The organism is Streptomyces lusitanus, from assembly GCF_042647945.1.
GTDB classification, from domain to species: domain Bacteria; phylum Actinomycetota; class Actinomycetes; order Streptomycetales; family Streptomycetaceae; genus Streptomyces; species Streptomyces pseudogriseolus.
Window position 1 is genome coordinate 371862 of record NZ_JBHRWL010000011.1, and the last position, 22972, is coordinate 394833.

Genomic DNA, 22972 nt, shown 5'->3' on the forward strand with positions numbered 1-22972 from the left:
CATCTGCGGTGCCGCAAGGTTGCTGAAGCTTTCTGCAAGAAGCTTCAACCACTTCGCCGGTACTCCCCACACCCTTCGATGAAGAAGGATCCCCACATGGCACGCAGAACCCTCGCCGGGATCGCCGCCCTCGCGGCCGCCTCGGCTGTCATGACCCCGACAGTCGCCGAGGCCTCCCCGCCCGGCTCCAAGGACGTCACGGCCGTCCTCTTCGAGTGGAACTTCGCCTCGGTCGCCCGCGAGTGCACCACCACCCTCGGACCCGCCGGCTACGGCTACGTGCAGGTCTCCCCGCCCGCCGAGCACATACAGGGCTCCCAGTGGTGGACGTCGTACCAGCCGGTGAGCTACCGGATCGCCGGACGGCTGGGCGACCGCGCCGCCTTCAAGAGCATGGTGGACACGTGTCACGCGGCCGGCGTGAAGGTCGTCGCCGACACCGTGATCAACCACATGTCCGCAGGCAGCGGCACGGGCACCGGCGGCTCGTCGTACACCAAGTACAACTACCCGGGCCTGTACTCCTCGTACGACTTCGACAACTGCACCTCGCAGATCAGCGACTACGGCGACCGCTGGAACGTGCAGAACTGCGAACTGGTCGGCCTCGCCGACCTCGACACCGGCGAGGACTACGTCCGCGGGGCCATCGCCGGGTACCTGAACGACCTGCTCTCCCTCGGCGTCGACGGCTTCCGCATCGACGCGGCCAAGCACATCCCCGCCGCCGACCTGGCGAACATCAAGTCCCGGCTGACCAACCCCAGCGCGTACTGGAAGCAGGAGGTCATCTACGGCGCCGGCGAGGCCGTCCAGCCCACCGAGTACACCGGCACCGGCGACGTCCAGGAGTTCCGCTACGCCTACGACCTCAAGCGGGTCTTCAACAACGAGAACCTCGCCTACCTGAAGAACTACGGCGAGGGCTGGGGCTACCTGAACAGCGGCTCCGCCGGCGTCTTCGTCGACAACCACGACACCGAGCGCAACGGCTCCACGCTCAGCTACAAGGACAACGCCACCTACACCCTGGCCAACGTCTTCATGCTGGCCTGGCCCTACGGCGCCCCCGACATCAACTCCGGCTACGAGTTCACCGACCACGACGCCGGACCCCCCAATGGCGGCCGGGTGGACGCCTGCTGGCAGAGCGGCTGGAAGTGCCAGCACAACTGGCCGGAGATCAAGTCGATGGTCGCCTTCCGCAACGCCACCCGGGGCCAGTCGGTCACCAACTGGTGGGACAACGGCGGCGACGCCATCGCCTTCGGGCGCGGGAACAAGGGCTTCGTGGCGATCAACCACGAGTCCGGCTCCCTCACCCGCACCTACCAGACCTCCCTCCCGGCGGGCACGTACTGCGACGTGCAGAGCAACAAGCCGGTGACGGTGGACGGTTCGGGCCGGCTCACCGCGACCCTCGGCAGCAACACCGCCCTCGCCGTGTACGCGGGCAAGAGCGGCTGCTGAAGCACAACTGTGACGTCCGGCGGCCGGTTCCGCGGCCGCCGGACGCTAGCGTGATCACGGGGGTGCACACCGTCCCCCGCTGGGTGAGGAGGCGCGGCGCGATCCACTTCCACGCGACCGTCTTCCGCGCCGCAGGGGGAGCCGTTCACATGGCTGTCAACAACACCACCGGTCGCCCGCGCGGACGCGCGGCGGGATGCCTTCAGGCGCTGCTGGTGCCGCTGATCATCCTCGGCGCGCTCGTCGCCTACAACGCCTACAAGGACAACGACTCGTCGTCGTCCTCCTCGCCGCTGCCCTCGTCGTCCTCCGCGTCCCAGGACGAGGAGTCCGGCGAGTGGAAGGTCGGTGACTGCGGCGGCCCGGACCCGGAGCGCTCGGGCGACAGCTACCAGGCGCTCGACTGCGACGACTCCGGCGCCACCTTCAAGGCGCTCAAGATCATGGACGCGGCCATCCTGCCGGACTCCATCCAGTGCCCCGCCGGCACCGACATCATCATCCAGGTGTCCCTCACCTTCGGCTCCTCCGACAGCGGCATCCCGAACAGCACCGTCTGCGGACGCAACCTGTCCGGCGACCATCCCGGCGACGCGGGCGCCGGCGGCGGCCAGCTGGTGAAGGGCGACTGCATCGACGCGAACGCCCAGGAGGTCGCCTGCGCCCAGGCCGGCGCCGAGGACTACAAGGTCCTGGACCTCACCAAGACGGAGGCCGAGTGCCCCTCCGGCACCACGGACCCGCTGAAGCTGACGATCGCGATCGGCCGTCCGTACGACTACATCTGCGCCACCGCGGCCGCCTGACGAGCGGTCCGCCCCGCGTGCACCGCGCGCCGCCGGCCTCCCCGACAGGAGACCGGCGGCGCGCCGCTTTTCCCCTCCTTGCCCGCCGGACTCGTCCGCCCCTGCCGGAAAGTTCCCGCTGGAAGTTCTTGCCGACACTTTCACAACTATTGCTGTAAGGCTTTCAACGACGGTACGGTCACGCCGACGCTCCGGTGATGTGGCCGAAACTGTCCCCGCCGGGGCGTGGGGTCGGACCCAATGAGCCGTAAGCGCAAGGAGTTCACGCCTTGATACCCAGATGGCCCGCGCCCCCGGGGCGCCGCACCGCGCGGGGCCGCCGCGTCGCCGCCGTCACGGTGGCCGCGCTCGCCGCGGCGCTCGTGCAGCCGGTCGCCGCCCGAGCCGCCACCCCGCCCCCGCCCCCCTCGGACGCGAAGCTCGCCGCCTCCCCGGCGCGCCACGACCTGACGCGGGAGCAGTTCTACTTCGTCCTGCCGGACCGCTTCGCCAACGGGGACACGAAGAACGACCGCGGCGGACTGACCGGTTCGCGCCTCACCCACGGCTACGACCCCGCCGACAAGGGCTTCTACCAGGGCGGCGACCTCAAGGGGCTCACGCGGAAGCTCGACTACATCAAGGGGCTCGGCACCACCGCCATCTGGCTGGCGCCGATCTTCAAGAACCAGCCCGTGCAGGGGACCGGGGAGAACGCCTCCGCCGGCTACCACGGCTACTGGATCACCGACTTCACCCAGGTCGACCCGCACTTCGGCACCAACCAGGACCTCGAGACCCTCATCGACAAGGCCCACGCCAAGGGCATGAAGGTCTTCTTCGACGTCATCACGAACCACACCGCCGACGTCATCGACTACGAGGAGAAGTCCTACGACTACCTCTCCAAGGGCGCCTTCCCGTACCTGACCAAGGACGGCGTGCCCTTCGACGACGCCGACTACGCGGACGGAAGCCGCAGGTTCCCGCGCGTGGACGCCGGTTCCTTCCCCCGCACCCCGGCCGTGCCCACGGCGAAGAAGCGGCTCAAGGTCCCGTCCTGGCTCAACGACCCGGCGATGTACCACAACCGCGGCGACTCCACCTTCGCCGGCGAGTCCAGCGAGTACGGCGACTTCTCCGGGCTCGACGACCTGTGGACCGAGCGTCCCGAGGTCGTCGACGGCATGGAGAAGATCTACCAGCGCTGGGTGCGGGACTTCGACATCGACGGCTTCCGGATCGACACCGTGAAGCACGTCAACATGGAGTTCTGGAACCGGTGGGCCACCGCGCTCGACGCCTACGCGGCGAAGAAGGGCCGCGACGACTTCTTCATGTTCGGCGAGGTCTTCTCCGCCGACACGAACGTCACCGCCCCCTACGTCACCCAGGGCCGGCTCGACGCCACCCTCGACTTCCCCTTCCAGGACGCGGCCCGCGCGTACGCCTCCCAGGGCGGCAGCGCCAAGAAGCTCGCCTCCGTCTTCGGTGACGACTACAAGTACACGTCGGGCAAGGCCAACGCCTACGAGCAGGTCACCTTCCTCGGCAACCACGACATGGGCCGCATCGGGACGTTCCTGACGCAGGACAACCCGAAGGCGTCCGACGCGGAGCTGCTGAAGCGGGACATGCTCGCCAACGAGCTGATGTTCCTCAGCCGCGGCAACCCGGTCGTCTACTACGGCGACGAGCAGGGCTTCACCGGCGCCGGCGGCGACAAGGACGCCCGCCAGACCCTCTTCGCGTCCCGCACCGCCGACTACCTCGACGACGACCTCATCGGCACCGACCGCACCCACGCCGAGGACGCCTACGACACCCGCTCCCCGCTCTACCGGCAGATCAGCGCCCTCGCCGCGCTCCGCAAGGCGCACCCCGCGCTGACCGACGGCGTCCAGCAGGAGCGGTACGCCGACGACGGCCCCGGCGTCTACGCCTTCTCGCGCACCGCCACCGGCAAGAATCCCACCGAGTACGTCGTCGCCTTCAACAACGCCGGCGAGACGCGGACGGCCACCTTCGCGACGGGCTCCGCCGGGACCGCGTTCCGGGGCATCCACGGCACCGACGCGACCGTCCGCAGCGACGCCGACAGGAAGATCACCGTCTCCGTCCCGGCCCGCTCCGCGATCGTCCTGAAGGCCGCCGCCCCGCTCGGCGAGCCTGACGCGAAGCCCATGCTCACCCTGAAGGCCCCCGAGGCGGGCGCCACCGGCACCGTCGAGGTCACCGCCGACGTCCAGGGCGGCCGGCTCAACCGCGTCGTGTTCGCCGCCCAGACCGGCAACGGCGCGTGGCGGACGCTCGGCTCCGCCGACCACGCCCCGTACAAGGTCACCCACACCGTCGGCGCGGACGTCCCCGCCGGCACCGCCCTGCGCTACAAGGCCGTCGTGATCGACTCGGCCGGCCGCACCGCGAGCGCCCTGGCCGCCTCCACGACCGGCGCCCCGCCCGCCGAGGAGGAGCCCACCGCCGCCTCCCGCGAGTACGCGATCGTCCACTACCAGCGCCCCGACGGCGACTACCAGGACTGGAGCCTGTACGCCTGGGGCGACCTCGCGGACGGCGAGGCCACCGAATGGCCCGCGGGCCACGCCTTCACCGGCCGCGACGCCTACGGCGCCTTCGCCTGGGTCAAGCTGAAGCCGGGCGCATCCGACGTCGGCTTCGTCGTGGTCGACAAGGACGGCACCAAGGACGTCGCCGCCGACCGCACCATCGACGTCACCCGCACCGGCGAGATCTGGATCAAGCAGGGCGACGAAACCGTCACCACCGAGCGGCCCGAGTACCCGGCGCAGGACACCACCAAGGCCGTCCTGCACTACCACCGGGCCGACGGCAACTACGACGGCTGGGGACTGCACACCTGGACCGGCGCCGCGAACCCCACCGACTGGGCGAAGCCGCTGGAGCCGGTGAAGACTGACTCCTATGGCGCTGTCTTCGAGGTGCCGCTCGCCGAGGGTGCCACCAGCCTCAGCTACATCCTCCACAAGGGCGACGAGAAGGACCTACCGACCGACCAGTCGCTGGACCTCAGGGCGAACGGCCACGAGGTGTGGCTGGTGAGCGGCCAGGAGACGTACCTGCTGCCGCAGCCCGCCGGGTCCGCGGCCGCCCTCGACCTGACCACCTCCAAGGCGGTCTGGATCGACCGCTCCACCCTCGTCTGGGACGGCTCAGCCGCGGCCGCCTCCACCCAGCTCCTCGCCTCCCGCACCGGCTCGGTCACGGTGACGGACGGGAAGCTGAACCCCGGCGACGCCCGCTGGATCCGCCTGACGAAGTCGGCCCTCACCGACGCGCAGAAGGCCAAGTTCCCGCATCTCGCGAGCGGCACCGCCTGGACCGTCGACGCGCGTGACCGCGACCGGGTGCGCGAGGCCCTGCGCGGCCAGGTCGTCGCCACCCAGCGCTCCGCCAACGGCGCCGTGCTCGCGGCGACCGGCGTGCAGATCGCCGGCGTGCTCGACGACCTGTACGCGGCCGGCGCCACGAAGGCGAAGCTCGGCCCGGTGTTCCGCCACGGCCGTCCCACCCTCTCCGTGTGGGCGCCGACCGCGCAGGACGTCTCCCTGGAGATCGGCGACCGCACCGTCCGGATGCGCCGCGACGACGCCACCGGCGTCTGGTCCGTCACCGGCCCCGCCTCCTGGAAGGGCGAGGAGTACCGGTACGCGGTGACCGTGTGGGCGCCCAGCACCCGCGAGATCGTCACCAACGAGGTCACCGACCCGTACGCGACCGCCCTGACCACCGACTCCGAGCGCAGCCTCGTCGTCGACCTGGCCGACCGGTCCCTCCGGCCGCGCGGCTGGGACGGCTACGCCAAGCCGAAGGCCGTACCGCTGAAGGACGCGCAGATCCAGGAGCTGCACATCCGCGACTTCTCCGTCGCGGACCGCACCGCGGACCACCCCGGCACCTATCTCGCGTTCACCGACAAGGACAGCGACGGCAGCCGGCACCTGCGAGAGCTGGCCGAGGCCGGCACCTCGTACGTGCACCTGCTGCCCGCCTTCGACATCGCCACCATCCCGGAGAACAAGTCCGACCAGGCGACCGTCGACTGCGACCTCGCCTCCTACCCGGCAGACTCCGACAAGCAGCAGGAGTGCGTGGCGAAGGCCGCCGCCAAGGACGCCTTCAACTGGGGCTACGACCCGTACCACTACACGGTCCCCGAAGGCTCCTACGCCACCGACCCGGACGGCACCGCCCGCACGGTCGAGTTCCGGAAGATGGTCAAGGCGCTCAACGAGGACGGCCTGCGGGTCGTGATGGACGTGGTCTACAACCACACCGCCGCGAGCGGCCAGGCGAAGACCTCCGTCCTGGACCGGATCGTGCCCGGCTACTACCAGCGGCTCCTGGCCGACGGCTCGGTCGCCAACAGCACCTGCTGCGCGAACACGGCCACTGAGAACGCCATGATGGGCAAGCTGGTCGTCGACTCGGTCGTCACCTGGGCCAAGGAGTACAAGGTCGACGGCTTCCGCTTCGACCTCATGGGACACCACCCGAAGGCCAACATCCTCGCGGTCAGGAAGGCCCTCGACGAACTGACCCTCGCGAAGGACGGCGTCGACGGCAAGAAGATCATCCTGTACGGCGAGGGCTGGAACTTCGGCGAGATCGCCGACGACACCCGCTTCGTCCAGGCCACGCAGAAGAACATGGCCGGCACCGGCATCGCCACCTTCTCCGACCGGGCCCGTGACGCCGTGCGCGGCGGCGGACCCTTCGACGAGGACCCCGGCGTGCAGGGCTTCGCCTCCGGTCTCTACACCGATCCCAACTCCTCGGCCGCGAACGGCACCCCGGCCGAGCAGAAGGCCCGGCTGCTGCACTACCAGGACCTGATCAAGGTGGGCCTGAGCGGCAACCTCGCCGACTACACCTTCACCGACACCACCGGCACGGAGGTCAAGGGCTCCCAGGTCGACTACAACGGCGCCCCCGCCGGCTACGCGGCCGCCCCCGGCGACGCCCTCGCCTACGCGGACGCGCACGACAACGAGTCGCTGTTCGACGCGCTCGCCTTCAAGCTGCCGAAGGACACCCCGGCCGCGGACCGGGCCCGCATGCAGGTCCTCGCCATGGCGACCGCCGCCCTCTCCCAGGGGCCGGCGCTCTCCCAGGCGGGCACCGACCTGCTGCGCTCCAAGTCCCTCGACCGCAACTCCTACGACAGCGGCGACTGGTTCAACGCGATCCACTGGAACTGCGCGGACGGCAACGGCATGGGCCGCGGCCTGCCGCCGGCCGCCGACAACCAGGACAAGTGGCCGTACGCCAAGCCGCTGCTCGGGTCCGTCACGGTGGGCTGCCCGCAGATCGAGGGCGCCTCGGCCGCGTACCGGGACCTGCTGCGGATCCGTACCACGGAGAAGGTGTTCTCCCTCGACACCGCGGACCAGGTGCAGGACCGGCTGTCGTTCCCGCTGTCCGGGAAGGACGAGACACCCGGCGTGATCACCATGACCCTCGGTGACCTGGTGGTCGTCTTCAACGCCACGCCCGAGCGGCAGGAGCAGCGCGTCGCCGCGCTCGCCGGGACGGCCCACCGTCTGCACCCGGTGCAGGCGGCGGGCGGGGACGCGGTCGTGAAGACCTCGTCGTACGCGAAGGCGACCGGCACGTTCCACGTGCCGGCCCGCACGGTGGCGGTGTTCACCACCGCCGACTGACCGCCTGAGGGGCTGCGGCTAGTGTGAGCCCTCCTGACCTGGAACAGGAGGGCTCATGCCGCAGATCACCGTCGACTACTCCGAGCGGCTCGCGGACGGCTTCGACCGGCCCGCCTTCGCGCGGGACCTGCACACCGCCGTGGTGGAGATCGCGGCGGCCAAGCCGCCCGCGTGCAAGACGCGGTTCCGGCGCACCGAGGACCCGGTGGTCGGCCCCGACACCGAGGGCCACGCGCTGGTGCACGTGCACATCGGCCTGCTGGCCGGCCGCACCGACGAGACCAAGGCCCGGCTCACCGAGACGGTCCTGGAACTGCTGCGGCGGCATGTGAAGCCGGCCGGGGGAGAGATGCTGCACGCCTCCGCCGAGGTCCGCGACCTCGACCCGTCCTACCGCAAGTTCGAGGGCGAGTAGCCGCAATCGACCGCAGCCCGGCCCGCCGCGGCCGGGCTCACGTCGCGGCCCGGCTCACTCCTCCGCCAGGGCGATCATCCGGGCGGCCAGGTCGGAGAACGGGCCGTCGCCCGTCTCCTGCTTGACCAGCCCCCGCAGCAGCGTGGCGAGTTCCTCGTCCCGGGCGGCGGCCACCGCGGCCAGCGCCGCGAAGTCCTGCACCAGCTTGGTCTCCAGCTCCTCGCGCGGCACCCGCCGCCCGTCCAGCCAGATCAGCGCCGTCGACTCCACCAGCGAGATCCACGAGCGCACCACCAGCTCCAGCCGGGCCGGCGCCGGGCCCACCACGCCCATGTGCGCCAGCATCTGCTCGTAGGCGGCCTGACGCACCGAGTCCACCAGCGCGTTGGTGGTCGACGAGCCCACGGCGGGGCCGCCGCGCATCAGTGCGGAGAAGCCGGGGCCGTGCTCCTCCACGAAGTCGAAGAACCGCGCCATCACCCGCCGCAGCCGCGCGCCCAGCGGACCCTCGTGCGGCTCGGCGAACCGGGACGACAGATCCTCCGCCGCCCGCCTCAACGCGGCCTCGTACAGGCTCAGTTTGCCGGGGAAGTAGTGGTAGACGAGCGGGCGCGAGATGCCCGCCCGGGACGCTATCTCGTCGATCGAGACCTCGTCCGGGGAATGCTTGCTGAACAGTTCGAGAGCCACGCCGATCAGCTGCTGGCGGCGCTCCTCGACTCCCATCCTCCGACGCACCCCGGTACCCATACGAACACCTTACCGATCGTTTCCGGCCTCCCACGGGCCGGACCGGGGACCGGTGTTCCCCCGGATCACCGCAGCCCGCCGACCGACCCCCCGTCCTCCAGTGTGCCCGTGAGCTCGGCCCGCGCACCCTTCTCCGCGCGCACCGACAGCAGCCGCTCCTCCGCCTCCCCCTCGACGCCGCCGGTCGCCTTGACGGACTCCACCCCGTCACTGCCGGCCGCGAGCAGGTACCAGGTGCCGCCGGCGGACTTCCACAACACCCCGGCCAGCACGTCCGGTTGCCGCTCCCCGCAGGCCGGCGCGTCCTCGGCGCGCGCCGCCACCGCCCCGTACCGCGCGCCCGGCGAGAGGAACTGCGCCAGCACCCGCGCCCCGGTGCCCCGCCAGGTCTCCCCGCGCGCGCACAGCCACTCGGCCTCGCCGTCGCCGCCGGGCAGCGGCTGCTTCGCGTACGCCCAGGCGTTGACGCTGCGCACGCCCGCCGACCGCATCACCGCCAGCGAGCAGGCGTACGGCTCCCAGGCGCGCAGCCCCTTCTCGCCGGACACGTCCTTCACCTTGCCCGGACGGCCGGTGGTCAGCCGCGCCGGGACCAGCTCGCCCAGGTCGGTGAAGAGCCGGGTGCCGGCGGTGTCGGTCAGCTCCAGCGCGTGCCACGCCGTGCACGGCTCCCGCCCCTGGCCCGAGACGAGCGGCCCGGTCACCCCGTCCTCCAGGGGGAGGGCCGTCGCGCCCTCGCCCGGCTTCCGCAGGTCCCGCTGGGCCGCCTCGCGCACCCACGGCGCCACCAGGAAGCGGACGTTGCCGTCCGAGCGGCTCAGCACCACCGCGCTCGCCCCGGCCCGCCCGGCCCCGTCGACCCGCGCCAGGTCCAGGGCCGCGCTCCGGGCGCCCTCCTCCGGCTCGGCGTACCGGGCGAGACGCCAGCCGTCGTACAGGATCACCACGCGCGCGCCGTCCACCGTGCCCGCGTACAGCAGGCGGGGCGGCCCGGCGGGCCCGCCGGTGGGTGTGCCGGGTGTGGCCGACGCCGTGACGCCCTCGCCCGGCCGCGCCCACACGGCGAGTGCGCGGCGCAGCAGCGCCCGGTCGCCGGTGAGCGTGCCGCGCGCCGGCCACACCGAGAAGTCGGTGCGCGCCGACGTCTCCCACGCCGAGGCGGGCGTCCGGGTCAGCCGCTCGGGGTCCAGCGCGGCCTGCGCGGCCGGGTTGCGCGCGTACGGGGGAGCGGCCGGGCCGTCGGCGCCCCAGCCGTCCCCGGGCAGCGACAGCAGCGCCCCGCACACCACAAGGGCCGCCGCCCCGACCAGCGCGGCCTTGAGGTGCCGGCGGCGGCGCAGCAGGTCCGTCGGCCGGGCCTGGAGCGAACAGGGGTCGAACTCGGGGGATTCGAGCAGCCGGTACGGGTCGGGGACGGAGTCGGCCTCCGTCAGCGCGGCGTCCGGGTCTCCGACGCCCGCGCCGGCCAGCACCCGGCGCACGTCGGTGTCCGGCAGCCGCTCCAGACCGCGCAGCGCGTGCGCGGCACGGGCCGGCCCGGACAGCGCCGCAAGGCGTTGGTCCAGGGCGAGTTCGTCCGCGCCGCCCGGCCGCGGGAACACCGTCAGGCCCCACACCTGCGGCAGCAGCGGCGGCAGCTGGGACCGCTTCGGCAGGCCCCGGCGGCGCAGCGGCAGACCCGCCTCCAGCGCCGAGCGCACCACCTGGAGCCGCACCAGCGCGTACCCGGGGTCGCCGTCCCGGCCGGCGCTCTGCGCGGGGATCAGCGGCGCGTCGGCCCGGCCCCGGGGCAGTGCCCGCTGGACCAGGGCGTGCGCGGTGAGCACCCGCCGGGTGCGGCCCATACGGCCCGGCAGCACCAGGTAGGCCAGCCGGACGAGCCGCGCGTAGTGCTCGACGAGCGCGGCCTCGGCCTGTTCGACGTCCACGGCCGGACCGGCCGGGGCGGAGGGCGCGGGGGACTGGGCGGCGGCATCCTGTGACTGCACGTTCAGCAGAACGAGCGAATCCGCCGATGGTCACCTGACACCCGCGCCGTTCCGGCCACCGGGCGCAGCCCACCGCGCGTCGATTGAGCACCGGGCGCGCCGCAGCCGTATCGAATGCCGAGGGCCCCGCGCCGGGGCTCCGTGCGGCATGTCGCCGCCCCACGCTGTCGCCGTCAAGACCGGAGGAACACATGAGGGTGACCCGACCGAAGCTCGCGCTGACCTGCGCGGTGGCGGCCCTGGCGCTGGCGGGCTGCGGGTCCGGCGGCCACGGGGGGCACGAGCTGCCGCCCACCGCCACCGGCAGCCTGGAGAAGCTGGCCGCCGTGGCGGAGTGCGACCCCGACATGCAGACCGACGCCGACACCATCCGGCAGGCGCTGTGCAAGAAGGGCGACGAGAAGTACGTCCTCGCCACCTTCTCCACCGACCGCGGCCAGGCCGAGTGGCTCAACACGGCCAAGGACTACGGCGGTTACTACCTCGTGGGCCGCAAGTGGGTCGCCGTCGGCGAGGAGCGGACCGTCGAGGCGCTCCAGACCGAACTCGGCGGCGACCTGGAGGAGGGCTCGGAGCACATGAACCCCGGCGGCAGCCACAACAAGGGCGGCCACCACGGCTGAGCCGCTCACGCGCCCGGCACGACAGAAGGCCGGCGGTGGGAACTCCCACCGCCGGCCTTCTCCCTTTCCCTCGGGCTCCTCGCCTTCCTCGGGACCCCTCAGGCTTCCCTCAGCGGGCGGTACCGCCTACTGGCAGTCGCGGCCGCTGTTGATGCACTCGACCATCTCGTTCATCAGGTCCTCGTCGAAGAAGTTGATGAAGTCGTTGTGGTCGGTGATCGGCTTGTGCAGCTGCTCCGGGAAGGAGTCGAGCGCGAACGGGTTCACGACCTGCCCGTTCTCGATCTGCGGGGCCGGGATGTTGTCGTAGACCAGGCGGACCTGGAGCTGCGGGATGGCCTGGAAGCCGTTCGAGCAGGTGCCGTCCGCCTCGACGAAGTCCATGTGCGTGCGGTGGTTGGCACTGTCGGTGTTCTGGCCGTCCCAGCAGCTCTGGAAGTTGGTCGTGCGGACCACGCCGCTGCCCTCGGGGCAGATCGGGTACTTGTCCGTCACCTGCCGGTCCTCGAAGCCGGTGCAGCTCCACGCGGTGTTGGCGTTGTTCAGCCCGTTGGTGAAGGACTTGGCGTCACCGGTGATGATGCGCAGGGCCCGCGGCATCGCGACGACGTCGCTGGTGCGGTTGCCGACGAACTTCAGCTCCACGTCGGTGGGCGCGACGATCTTGCCGACGTTGCCGTCCTGGCCGCCGCCCGGCTGGCCCTGGTCGATGTCCTGCGTACCGTCCTGGATCCGCAGCACCGGCCAGAAGTACGTCGACCGGTCGCCCTGGTTCTGGCAGGAGGTCTCGCCGTTGGCCAGGTCCTCGTCGCTCGCGAAGGCGTTGTTGGCCTGGTTGCCGACGTAGTCGTGCTGGTGCTGGGCGCCGTTGCTGACGCCGGGAGCGGCGATCACGTTGTCCGAGTTGCGCAGCGCGTTCTCGTTGGTGCCGCACTCGGTGGTGAAGCTGCCGGTCGAGCCGCCGTCGCCGTTCGCGGCGAGGCCGTTGGGCAGGTTGCGGGAGTTCGGCGGGACGTCCTCGATGCGGATGAAGTCGTCCGCCACCGGACCGTTCCCGGCCTGTCCGCCGTTGTCCTGACCGCCGCCGTTGTCCTGGCCGCCGTCCTGACCGCCGCCGCCGTCCTGACCGCCGTCGTTCTGACCGCCGTCGTTCTGGCCTCCGTCGTTCTGGCCGTCGTCCTGGCCGCCGTCGCCGGGCGGCTGCTCGGCGGGCACGCCCTGGCAGCGGGCGAACCGGCCCAGGTCGCGCGGCGCCTGGCCGCCGGCCCGGTTGATGTTGATGCCGATCCGGTCCAGCGTGGCCGCGCGCTTGTCCTTCAGCGGGGCGAGGATGGCGTTGTCGACGTAGCTCGCGTCGCCCGCCTGCGCCTGGCGCGTCTCGGCGAGGCGCGTGTACGCGTCGGTGATCTGGCGGTCGAGCCGGGCCAGTTCACGGGCGACGCCCCAGCGCGCCTTGCGGGGCACGCGGGTCAGCTTCTGGCCGACGTCCGGACAGTTGATCGTGGCGACCCGGGTCTGCCCGGACTTGGTGGCGTTGTGGCCCCCGTCCTCCTCGTGCGCCGAGGCGTAGAAGTTGGCCCAGACCAGACCGCCCCCACCGATCGCCAGGGCCGCCGCCCCGGCTATCACCTTCGTGGCCAGCGGTGTACGGCGTTTTCTCGTGTTGCGTCCCATGGAACTCCTCTGACTTCCTTGCGGGGCATCCCTGTGCGGGGCATCGAGGCGCCCGGGAGGGGAAGCGGCGCCCATGAGTACGCAGAGCGCCTCACGCGTGTTCACCCGTCACAGGAATCGATGAGAAGTCAGTGCCTTCCGCGGGTTTCAACAGCCTTACGGATACCGGGAGTTGCGGGTGAGGCACCCGGGGTGAAGCCGGGCGTCCGGTTTCACCGGCCGTGGTCGAGATACGCGAGAACCGCCAGCACGCGGCGGTTGTCGTCGTCCGACACCTCCAGGCCCAGTTTCGCGAAGATGTTCGCGGTGTGCTTGGCGATGGCCCGTTCCGTCACCACCAGCCGCGCCGCGATGGCCGCGTTGGTCCGCCCCTGCGCCATCAGCTCCAGCACCTCCAGCTCCCGGGGCGTCAGCCGCGCCAGGGGCCGGTCGTTCCCGGACCGCCGCGCCAGCAACTGCTGGATCACCTGCGGATCCATCGCCGTACCTCCCGACGCCACCCGCCGTACGGCGTCCACGAACTGCTCCGCGTCGAACACCCGGTCCTTCAGCAGGTAGCCCACCCCGCCGCTGCCGTCCGCCAGCAGCTCCCGCGCGTACAGCTGCTCCACGTGCTGGGACAGCACCAGCACCGGCAGTCCGGGCCGCCTGCGCCGGGCCTCCAGCGCGCACTGAAGCCCCTCGTCGGTCTGGCTCGGCGGCAGCCGCACGTCGATCACGGCGACGTCCGGCTCCTCCTCGGCCAGCGCCCGGGTCAGCTCGGGCCCGGACGCCACCGCCGCGGCGATCTCGAAGCCGTGCGCCTGGAGCAGCCGGACGAGTCCGTCGCGCAGCAGGAAGAGGTCTTCGGCCAGGACTACCCGCACGGAATCTCCATGGTGACCAGCGTGGGGCCGCCGACGGGGCTGCTGACGGCGAGGACGCCGTCGAATGTACCGAGCCTGCGCTCCACCCCGGCCAGACCCGAACCGGCCCCGGCCACCGCGCCGCCCCGCCCGTTGTCCGTGACGGTGATCCGCAGCCGGCCCTCCTCCCGGTGCACGTCCACCCAGATCCGGTCCGCGCCGGAGTGCTTCACCGCGTTGGCGAGCACCTCGCTCACCGCGAAGTACGCGGCCGACTCCACCGGCGCGTCGGCCCGCCCGGGCAGCGACACGTTGACCTCCGTGGCCACCGGCAGCCGCAGCGCCAGCGCCCGCACCGCGTCCCCGAGTCCCCGCTCCGCCAGCACCGGCGGATGGATGCCCCGCACCAGCTCCCGCAGCTCGGTCAGCGCCTCCGTGGAGGACTGCCGGGCCCGCGCCAGCAGCTCCCGCGCCTGCGCGGGGTCCCGTTCGATCAGCGCCTCGACCGTCCCCAGGTCCAGCCCCACGGCGACCAGCCGCGCCTGCGCCCCGTCGTGCAGGTCCCGCTCGATGCGCCGCAGCTCGGCGGCGGAGGTGTCCACCGCGTCCCGCCGGGTCTCCGTCAGCACCCGCACCCGTTCGGCCAGCTCGCTCCCGCCCGGGGCCAGCACGGCCCGGGTGAGCAGGAAGTGCGCGCGCAGCACCCGTACGGCGCCGACGTGCCCGGCCGCCAGCAGCGCCAGGGCGAGCGCCCCGGCGGCCAGCGCGGTCCCCTGCCCGGACACCGGCACGAAGCCGTACCACCACGGGTCCGGCAGCACCCGCCACAGCCCGGCCGCCACCGCCAGCCCCTCCAGCGGGTAGAACAGCAGGGCGGCCGTCAGCAGCGCGGTGACGAAGCCGGCCGTCATGTCGACCGGCAGCCACAGCAGGTCACGCCAGGTCGCCGGATCGCCCAGCATGCCGAACGTCCGCCCCCACGGGTTCGCGTCCTTCGGCAGCGGCCGGTACGCGCGCGGGATCCGCACCCCGCCCCACTCGGCCGCCAGCACCCGCCGCAGGTCCGCGAACGCCCGCACGCCCTTCAGCACGTACGGGGTGGTGACGAGGCCCACGCCGATGGGGATCAGGCCGATCGACACGACGGCCGTCACGAAGCACACCACCGCCCCCGGCAGCGACACCAGCGCGAGCGCGAGTCCCCGTACCGCCGCGAGCGGGTAGCCCCGCGCCGCGCTCACCCTGCCGTGTCCGTCCGTCCCGGTCGTCATGGGCCCAGTCTCGCCGTCCGCGCCCGGCGGCACACTGGGCCCAACCCCCGCACCGGGGGTGGGGCCGGCTACACCCCCGAGGCCGCGGCCAGCACCTTCGCCTCGGCCTCCGGGTCGAGACCCACGGCCGTGCGGTCCGTCCGCTGCGGGGCCGCGCCGCCGATCTCCCGCAGCCAGGCCCAGGTGTCGGCGACGGTCTCCGCGACCGGCCGGCAGCGCAGCCCGGAGGCGACCGCCCGGGAGACGTCCGCCGCGTGCAGGGCGTCGTGCAGGTCGCTGTGCGGCGGCACCCACACCGGGAGCTGCGTCCACGGCTCCACCCCGGCCTCGAGGACCACCTCGGGCGCCGTCCACCGCAGCTCGGCCGGACCTCCGGTCACCCGCACACACGCCTCCAGCAGCTCGCCCATGGTGGCGTACCCCGACGGCGACGTGAGGTTGTACGGCCCGCTCAGCTCCCGCTCCGCCGCGTCGAGGATCCACTCCGCCTGGTCGCGGACGTCGACGTACTGCAGGGGCAGGTCCCGCGGGCCGGGGGCCAGCACCGGACCGCCGCGCGCCACGCGGTTCAGCCACCAGGGCAGCCGGCCCACGTTCTCGTACGGCCCGATCAGCAGCCCCGACCGCACCAGCAGCGAGCGGTCCGCGCCGAAGGCGTCCACGGCGGCCAGCTCGCCGCCCCGCTTGTCCCGCGCGTAGTCCGTCGCCCCGGCGTCCGGGGAGGCGCCCTCCACCACCGGCGCGTCCTCGTCGTACCCGGCGGGCGGCGCCCACGCGTACACCGAACGGCTCGACACGTACACGTACCGCCCGGCGCGCTCCCGCAGCAGCCGCGCCGCGTCCCGCACCACGCGCGGGGCGGACGACCAGGTGTCCACGACCACGTCCCACGTCCCCGGGTCCTCGTCGAGCGCCGCGAGCCCGTCCACCGCGGTGCGGTCGCCCAGCAGCTCCCGGACGCCGTCGGGCGCCGCGTGCCGTCCCCGGTGGAAGACGGTCACCTCCCAGTCCCGCGCGAGCGCCGCCTCGACGACCGCCCGGCCCGCGAACTCCGTACCACCCAGCACCAGAAGTCTCATACCGGCGACTCTGCCCCGTCCAAGGGCCCGGGGGAAGGGCGGTCTGCTGTCGGCAGACCCGCCCGGTGCCGTCCGCCGGGACGCCCCGAGGGGCGCCCGCCTTTCCGGCGGGCGCCCCTCGGGGGTCGTGCGGTGCGGATCAGACCTGGCCGGCCTTCTCCAGCGCGGTGCAGCAGGTGTCGACCAGCAGACGGGTCACCACGTACGGGTCGACGTTGGCGTTGGGGCGGCGGTCCTCGATGTAGCCCTTGCCGTCCTTCTCGACCTGCCACGGGATGCGGACCGAGGCGCCGCGGTCGGAGACGCCGTAGGAGTACTCGTTCCACGGGGCGGTCTCGTGCAGACCGGTGAGGCGGTCGTCGATGCCGGCGCCGTAGTTCTTGACGTGGTCCAACGGCTTGGAGCCCTCGCCCAGCGACTCGGCGGCGGTGATGATCGCGTCGTAGGACTCGCGCATCGCCTTGGTGGAGAAGTTGGTGTGCGCGCCGGCGCCGTTCCAGTCGCCCTTGACCGGCTTGGGGTCCAGGGTGGCGGCGATGCCGAAGTCCTCGGCGGTGCGGTAGAGCAGCCAGCGGGCCACCCACAGCTGGTCGGCGACCTCCAGCGGGGCCAGCGGGCCGACCTGGAACTCCCACTGGCCGGGCATGACCTCGGCGTTGATGCCGGAGATGCCCAGACCCGCCTTCAGGCAGTTGTCCAGGTGGGCCTCGACGACGTCACGGCCGAAGATCTCGTCGGAGCCGACACCGCAGTAGTAGCCGCCCTGCGGGGCCGGGAAGCCGCCCTTGGGGAAGCCCAGCGGGTAGGCGTCCTTGAAGAACGTGTACTCCTGCTCGATGCCGAAGATCGGCTCCTGCGCGGCGAACTTCCCGGCGACCTCGGCCAGCGCGGCACGGGTGTTGGACTCGTGCGGCGTCATGTCCGTGTTCAGGACCTCGCACAGCACCAGGACGTCGTCACCGCCGCGGATCGGGTCGGGACAGACGAAGACCGGCTTGAGCACGCAGTCGGAGGCGTGACCCTTGGCCTGGTTGGTGGACGACCCGTCGAAGCCCCAGATCGGCAGGTCGGCGCCCTTCGCGTCGTCGCCCAGGATCTTCGTCTTGGACCGCAGCTTCGCGGTCGGCTCGGTGCCGTCGATCCAGATGTACTCGGCCTTGAAGCTCACGGTCCACATCCTTCGGGGGTGGGTCTGGGCGCTCGGTGCGGATGCTGCGGCGCTGCGGCACTGGGGCGCCGCCGTCGATGCCCCGCAGCTTGTCAACAGGCGATTTCCCGACCGTTGCCCATGTGTGAACCCCGTGTTACCGCCACGCCCGTGCGCCCGGCCCCACTCCGTGAGCGTGCGGGGGAGGGGGCCGGGTGTATGCGACGGGACGTGACGACAGAAGAAGGCCCGCCGCTCCTCCCCGGAGCGGCGGGCCCTCTTACGGGCGTACCGCGACCTCACCCCACCTTCTCGATCAGCGCCCGGCGGATCAGGAACTTGCCCGGCTCGCGGACCTGCTCGAAGGCCGCGTTGTTCAGCAGCACGCAGCTGCCGGACACCGACGTCACCTGCACCGTCGTGGACTTGTTGTTGTCCAGGTTGGTGACCTTCAGCGTGGTGCCCGCCGGGAACTGGTTGCTGGACGCGGCCGGGGCGCCCTCCTCGCCGGACAGGGTCACCGTCGAGCCGTTGCACACCTGCTCACCGGCCGCGGCGCCGCCGCCCGCCTGCCCGTCCTGGCCGGCCTGCTCGCCCTGGCCCGCCTGACCGCCCGCGGCGGGCTGCGACGGGGCGGGCTGCGCCGGCTGCGCCGGCTGGGAGCCCTGAGCCGACTCCCCCACCGCGCACCCGGACGCCTCCTGCTGCACCTTGATCTGCTTGATGACCGCCTCGCGGTTGGCGATCCGCGCCTCGGACTGGGCGTCGGGGTTGGCCCGCTGGTCCGCGATGAACCGCTCGTTGTTGCCGAGCGCGGTGGCCAGCCCGGCGCAGACCGTCGAGTTCGCCGCGGACTTGGTGGTGGGCGCCGGCGGGCTGGCGTTGGACGTGGTCGCCATGACGAAGGCGCCGCCGCCCGCCACCGTGGCCGCGCTCAGCAACAGCGCGAGCTTCTTCTTCGGGCCGAGAGTTCTCCTGCGCGACATGCGCGCCTCCAATGGATCGGGGGTGCGTACGCCGCTATGTACGAGATACCGAACGCAGTTGCTCAGCGGCCGGCCCAAGTCACCGAAGTGGCCTGCGTCACAGGGGTGTTGAGCCGTGCGGGGACGGGCCGTCAGCGGGGTGGCGCCTCAACGGGACAGCGCGTCCCGTACGGCGTCCTCCGTGCGGCCCACCACCGCCGTGCCGTCGTCCGCGGTGATGATGGGCCGCTGGATCAGCTTCGGATGCGTGGCCAGCGCGGCGATCCAGCGGTCCCGCGTCCCGGCGTCCCGCGGCCACTCCTTGAGCCCCAGTTCCTTGGCCGCCGCCTCCTGCGTCCGGGTGATGTCCCAGGGCTCAAGGCCGAGCCGCCCCAGCACCTCCCGGACCTCGTCCTCGGTCGGCACGTCCTCCAGGTAACGGCGGACGGTGTACTCCGCCCCCTCGGCGTCGAGCAGGCTGATCGCGCTGCGGCACTTGGAACAGGCGGGATTGATCCAGATCTCCATGCCGCACACCGTACGCCCGGACCCCGCTTGTTCGAATTAAGGGGCCACCGCGCGCCCCTCGCGCACCACCCGCACCGACGCCCCAAAACCCAATCCCACCAGCGCCTTTGATGGCCGAAGCGGGCCTGCCGATTGTCAGTGGCGGCCCGTAGAATGGAGGCAGTGTTCGAGGGAATCGCCGAGGTCGCCGTGGACCTCGGACGACGGCCCCGACCGCGACAGGAGGATGCCCGTGCCCGCTGCCGCACTCAAGCCGAAGCCCCTGCCCGTCCAGTCCACCGCGAAGCGCCCCGTCCTGCTCGAACTGCCCTGCGCCCCGGTGGAGAAGCGCCCGCTGCCCCCGGGCCGCCCGCGCGAGTGGTACATCACCCACAACCGCCGCCTGAAGGCGATGCGCCTCGCCATCGCCCTGCTCGACTCCGGCGTCTACCTGCCGAGCCAGGCGCGCAACGACACGATCCGCACCGCCGCCGAACTGATCGGCGTCCACCCGCCGTCGGACACCACGTGCCACATGGTCAGGGCGTTCATGCGCTACAACCGCTGACACCGGGGCGGGGCCGCCTCAAGCGGGCAGCCCCGCCTCCCACTTACGCCGTTTCAGGACGTAGTCGCTGAAAAGGTGCCGTGCCCGGTCCAGCAGCGCGCCGACCTCCGGGTCGCCGCTCCGGGTGTCCGCCCCCGGACGCCACCGCTGCACCGACTGGTCCGCCCAGGCGCGGAGCTTGTCGTCCGGGTCGTCCAGCAGGGCGACGGCGGCCCGCAGCGCCGTCGTCCCGCCGCGCGCGTCCAGCAGCCGGAAGGCGGCGGCCCGGACGTGCCGGGGCCGCCCGGCGCCGAGCCGCGCCAGCAGCGGACCCTCGGGCAGCGTCCGGGCTGAGGGGAGCAGCGCGGCGGCCGTCTCCCGCACCACACCGGGCGCCGGGTCGTCGAGCAGCGGCGACAGCCGGGCCGCGTCGGCCACGTCGAGCGTGCGCAGCCCGGCCACCGCCCGCGCCCGCACCCTCGGCGCCGGGTGGGCGAGCAGCGGCCACAGCAGCTCCGCGTCCGCCCGCTCCCCGCACTCCGCCAGCCCGATCACCGCGCCGGGCTCCACCGCGGGCCCCGCACACCGCTCCCGGTACCAGGGCAGCGGATCCGTCCCGTGCTGCCGTACGACATACCGTGCGCAGGCCCGTACGACCGAGGACCGGTCGGTGAGGAACCCTGTCGCCCGCCCGGGACGCCCGGCCCGCCGCAGCGCGGTGACACCGGCCGCACGCGCCCGCGGACTCCGGGCGGCGAGCAGCGGCTCCAGCACCTCGTCCCAGTCGTCCGCGCCCGTCACCGCGGCCACGGCGGCGTCGGCGCACAGCGTCTGGACGACCGTGTCCTCGTCCCACGAGGCACGGCGGGCCAGCTCGCCGGGGGAGAGCAGGCCGCCCTCCACGGCCAGCCGGAAGGCGAACCTGCGCACGATCCGGTCGGTGTGGGTGTACAGCGGCAGCAGCCGCTCGCGCGGCGCACGGCGGAGCGCGCCTTCGAGCAGCCTGATCCCGAACGCCCCCCGCTCACGCCGGCCGACCCGCAGGATCACCGACGCCAGACGGACGGCCGCCCTCACGTCGAGCACCTCACCCAGCAGCCGCCGCGCCCGCTCACGCACCGGTGCGGCCCAGTCGCCGGCCCGCACGACGAGCAGCGGCAGCAGCACCGGGTGCGCCACGGCCTCGTCCAGCGCGGCCTCGCGTCTGCGGCCGTCGGGATGGCACAGGGCCAGGGCGAGCCGTCCCTCCGGGCCCCCGGCGTCGACGGGCGGCGGCGCGACGCCGTACCGCATCTCCTGCCGGACGCCCAGGTCGAGGGCGGTCCACGCGCGGGCGTCCCCGGTGTCCAGGGCCTCGCTCAGGGGGACGCCGCTCATCAGCCGGACCGCGGCGGCCTGCCCGCTTCCGAGGTCGTCGTCCACGGAATCAGTACGGCCGGAGATTGACGTACCCCAGCAGCACGATCACCGCGACCACGCACCCCAGCACCACGACCGTCGACACCCACGACGAGCGTCCCGCCGAGCCGCGGTGCTCGGGCTCGGCGCGGAACGGTACCGGCCCGGGCGGGTTGTCCTTCCAGCGGGCGGCGAGCATCCGTGCGCGGGCCGAGGGCTCCTTGTGCGCGGCCCCGTCCGCCCACTTCAGATCGAACTCGCGCTCCTCGTCGTCCCGCTCGGACATCCCCGTGACCTTCTCTCGAACAGCAGTGTCATCACCAGGATCCCTCCCCGGCCGCATGGAGGGAAGCTTTCCGGTCGTACGACGGCAGCTCGTACGACGGCAGCGGGGGAGGGCTCACGGTTCCGTCCCGCTCGCGGGGCGGACGCCCGGCAGGGCCAGGGACCGGGCTCGCCGGTCCCGCAGGCGCCGCAGCAGAGCGGGCAGCCAGGGCAGGGCGCCGCACAGCGCCAGGAGCGACAGCAGGGGGACACGCCACCACGCCGGAACAGCCGCCGGCGGCGGGGCCGGCACCTGGGCCACCCACGGCCGGGCGGTCTTCGACCAGGCCAGGAACGCGTCACCGACCGGGAGCAGACCGAAGGCGTACCGCTTGGTCCACGGAGAGCCGACCGGGACGCCCGCCAGTTCGCTGACGCCCGCGAGCGCGCCGGCGAGCCGGGCGTCTCCGTGGACCTGGGCCGCGCCGATGGTGACGACGCTCGCCGACAGGCTCACCCCGAGCGGAAGCGGACCGGAGTCGACGTCGGCCGGTCCGTCCGTGCCGTCCGGATACTCCCGCACGGCCGGCCCGAGACCGAGCGGTGTGGTCAGGTACAGGTCGCGGAAGCGCGCGTACTGCCCGGCGGCGAAAACGGGATCGATGTCGACCAGAAATCGCTGGACGAGGCTCTGCGAACTGCCCCTGGCCACTTCGGCCGGCTCCCCGGTGACCGGGTCGGCCCGGTGCGGGAGCAGTCCGGTGCGCGGATCGAGCCGCTCGCGCGTCTCCCGCAGCCACCGCCGCACGGTGGGGCCGAACCGGTCCGGCAGCAGTCGGTCGTGCAGCCGCAGCGACGCGACCGCCACGGTCGAGTCCACCGGCCACGCCTGCCCCGGATACGCCTCCAGATAGGGCGAGGAGGAGGCGTCGAACGCCGCGCCGAGCTCGGCCGAGTCCCGCGCGAACCGGCGCACCTCGGCGGCATCGCGGTGCCCGGCCGGCTGGAGGCTCAGCACCCCGCCGCGCAGCCAGTTGCTCCACCCCCGGTGGAAGACGCCGTACGGCGGGGTGAGCTCTGGGCTGAACGGGGCTCGGCCCGCCGGGGAGTCCAGCTGCCGAAGCGCCCACCGGGCCTCCCGCAGCGCCGTCGACCGCTCGCCGGCCGGGGCGCGCAGGCCGAGCTCGACCCGGCTCAGCCCGTAGAGCACGTGCAGAAAGAAGTACCCCTCGGGGAACATGGCCTGCGCCTCGTCACCGGCCCCGTCGTCCAGTGCCTCCCGCAGGAACGCCAGCTGCCTCTCGACGCCGGGCGGTTCGCCGTCCGGCCCCGCGGTGGCAGGCACCACCAGCCGCACCGCTCCCACCAAGGCGCAGACACTGACCAGCACGGCCGCGAGCTGCCGCAGCCGGCGCACCACCCGACGCCCCCGTGCCGCCCGTGGCACACCTCCGCTCCTGACGCCGTCCGCCCCGGCCTCCGCCCCGGGACGGACGGCGGCCGTCTCCTCACCGGTGTCCGGCATACCCGGCCTCCTCCCCC

Annotated in this window: 18 protein-coding genes; 6 read left to right on the plus strand and 12 right to left on the minus strand. The window is 72.8% G+C overall.

Annotated elements, in window-relative coordinates; translation table 11 throughout:
- Window positions 1–96 precede the first annotated feature (96 nt).
- From ACFOSY_RS19685 to ACFOSY_RS19700, 4 genes are all read left to right on the plus strand, one after another.
- Entirely contained in the window at window positions 97–1470 is a 1374-nt protein-coding gene (locus ACFOSY_RS19685) for an alpha-amylase (protein WP_394308610.1), read from the plus strand.
- Window positions 1471–1619: 149 nt separating this feature from the next.
- Window positions 1620–2276 carry a hypothetical protein gene (locus ACFOSY_RS19690; protein ID WP_394308612.1) on the plus strand — a complete coding sequence of 219 codons (657 nt, stop codon included), beginning with the start codon at window positions 1620–1622 and terminating at the stop codon, window positions 2274–2276.
- A gap of 269 nt (window positions 2277–2545) precedes the next feature.
- Window positions 2546–7957 (plus strand): pullulanase-type alpha-1,6-glucosidase, encoded by a 5412-nt coding sequence (gene pulA, locus ACFOSY_RS19695; protein ID WP_394308614.1) that lies wholly within the window; start codon window positions 2546–2548, stop codon window positions 7955–7957.
- A gap of 55 nt (window positions 7958–8012) precedes the next feature.
- Window positions 8013–8372 carry a 5-carboxymethyl-2-hydroxymuconate Delta-isomerase gene (locus tag ACFOSY_RS19700; protein ID WP_394308616.1) on the plus strand — a complete coding sequence of 120 codons (360 nt, stop codon included), beginning with the start codon at window positions 8013–8015 and terminating at the stop codon, window positions 8370–8372.
- Window positions 8373–8426: 54 nt separating this feature from the next.
- On the opposite strand, the gene ACFOSY_RS19705 is transcribed toward ACFOSY_RS19700, so the two are convergent.
- On the minus strand, window positions 8427–9122 hold the full coding sequence (locus ACFOSY_RS19705; protein WP_394308619.1) for a TetR/AcrR family transcriptional regulator: 696 nt from the start codon (window positions 9120–9122) through the stop codon (window positions 8427–8429).
- 65 nt (window positions 9123–9187) lie between these two features.
- Window positions 9188–11110, minus strand: a complete 1923-nt coding sequence (locus ACFOSY_RS19710) for a hypothetical protein (RefSeq protein ID WP_394308622.1) — start codon at window positions 11108–11110, stop codon at window positions 9188–9190.
- 191 nt (window positions 11111–11301) lie between these two features.
- Here ACFOSY_RS19710 and ACFOSY_RS19715 point away from each other — a divergent pair, with 191 nt between their 5' ends.
- On the plus strand, window positions 11302–11733 hold the full coding sequence (locus tag ACFOSY_RS19715; RefSeq protein ID WP_394308625.1) for a hypothetical protein: 432 nt from the start codon (window positions 11302–11304) through the stop codon (window positions 11731–11733).
- A gap of 126 nt (window positions 11734–11859) precedes the next feature.
- Here the strand turns inward: ACFOSY_RS19715 and ACFOSY_RS19720 are convergent, their stop codons facing one another.
- The 7 genes from ACFOSY_RS19720 to ACFOSY_RS19750 form a co-directional block, all read right to left on the minus strand.
- Window positions 11860–13407: a DUF1996 domain-containing protein gene (locus ACFOSY_RS19720; protein WP_394308629.1), complete on the minus strand. Its 1548-nt coding sequence runs from the start codon at window positions 13405–13407 to the stop codon at window positions 11860–11862.
- 212 nt (window positions 13408–13619) lie between these two features.
- Window positions 13620–14273 (minus strand): response regulator transcription factor, encoded by a 654-nt coding sequence (locus ACFOSY_RS19725; protein WP_394308631.1) that lies wholly within the window; start codon window positions 14271–14273, stop codon window positions 13620–13622.
- The gene (locus tag ACFOSY_RS19730; protein WP_394308634.1) at window positions 14264–15523 is read right to left on the minus strand and encodes a sensor histidine kinase; all 1260 of its coding nucleotides are present in this window, start codon (window positions 15521–15523) and stop codon (window positions 14264–14266) included. The genes ACFOSY_RS19725 and ACFOSY_RS19730 overlap by 10 nt, the downstream gene beginning before the upstream one ends.
- Before the next feature lie 68 nt (window positions 15524–15591).
- Window positions 15592–16602 (minus strand): NAD-dependent epimerase/dehydratase family protein, encoded by a 1011-nt coding sequence (locus tag ACFOSY_RS19735; RefSeq protein ID WP_394308636.1) that lies wholly within the window; start codon window positions 16600–16602, stop codon window positions 15592–15594.
- 139 nt (window positions 16603–16741) lie between these two features.
- Window positions 16742–17770: a glutamine synthetase gene (glnII, locus tag ACFOSY_RS19740; protein ID WP_031061758.1), complete on the minus strand. Its 1029-nt coding sequence runs from the start codon at window positions 17768–17770 to the stop codon at window positions 16742–16744.
- A gap of 278 nt (window positions 17771–18048) precedes the next feature.
- A complete protein-coding gene (locus ACFOSY_RS19745; protein WP_394308639.1) occupies window positions 18049–18735 on the minus strand; it encodes a hypothetical protein in 687 nt (228 codons plus the stop codon).
- A 147-nt stretch (window positions 18736–18882) separates the two neighbouring features.
- Window positions 18883–19242, minus strand: coding sequence for an arsenate reductase family protein (locus tag ACFOSY_RS19750; RefSeq protein WP_394308641.1), 360 nt, complete (start codon window positions 19240–19242; stop codon window positions 18883–18885).
- Window positions 19243–19474: 232 nt separating this feature from the next.
- On the opposite strand from ACFOSY_RS19750, the gene ACFOSY_RS19755 reads away from it, so the two are divergent.
- Entirely contained in the window at window positions 19475–19789 is a 315-nt protein-coding gene (locus ACFOSY_RS19755; RefSeq protein WP_031061755.1) for a hypothetical protein, read from the plus strand.
- An 18-nt stretch (window positions 19790–19807) separates the two neighbouring features.
- Here ACFOSY_RS19755 and ACFOSY_RS19760 read toward each other — a convergent pair whose 3' ends face one another.
- From ACFOSY_RS19760 to ACFOSY_RS19770, 3 genes are all read right to left on the minus strand, one after another.
- Window positions 19808–21145: a hypothetical protein gene (locus ACFOSY_RS19760; protein ID WP_394308977.1), complete on the minus strand. Its 1338-nt coding sequence runs from the start codon at window positions 21143–21145 to the stop codon at window positions 19808–19810.
- Between the two features lie 49 nt (window positions 21146–21194).
- Complete coding sequence (locus tag ACFOSY_RS19765) at window positions 21195–21452, minus strand: SCO2583/SCO2584 N-terminal domain-containing protein (RefSeq protein ID WP_394308644.1); 258 nt, start codon at window positions 21450–21452, stop codon at window positions 21195–21197.
- A gap of 114 nt (window positions 21453–21566) precedes the next feature.
- Complete coding sequence (locus tag ACFOSY_RS19770) at window positions 21567–22955, minus strand: hypothetical protein (RefSeq protein ID WP_394308647.1); 1389 nt, start codon at window positions 22953–22955, stop codon at window positions 21567–21569.
- Window positions 22956–22972: the final 17 nt, after the last annotated feature.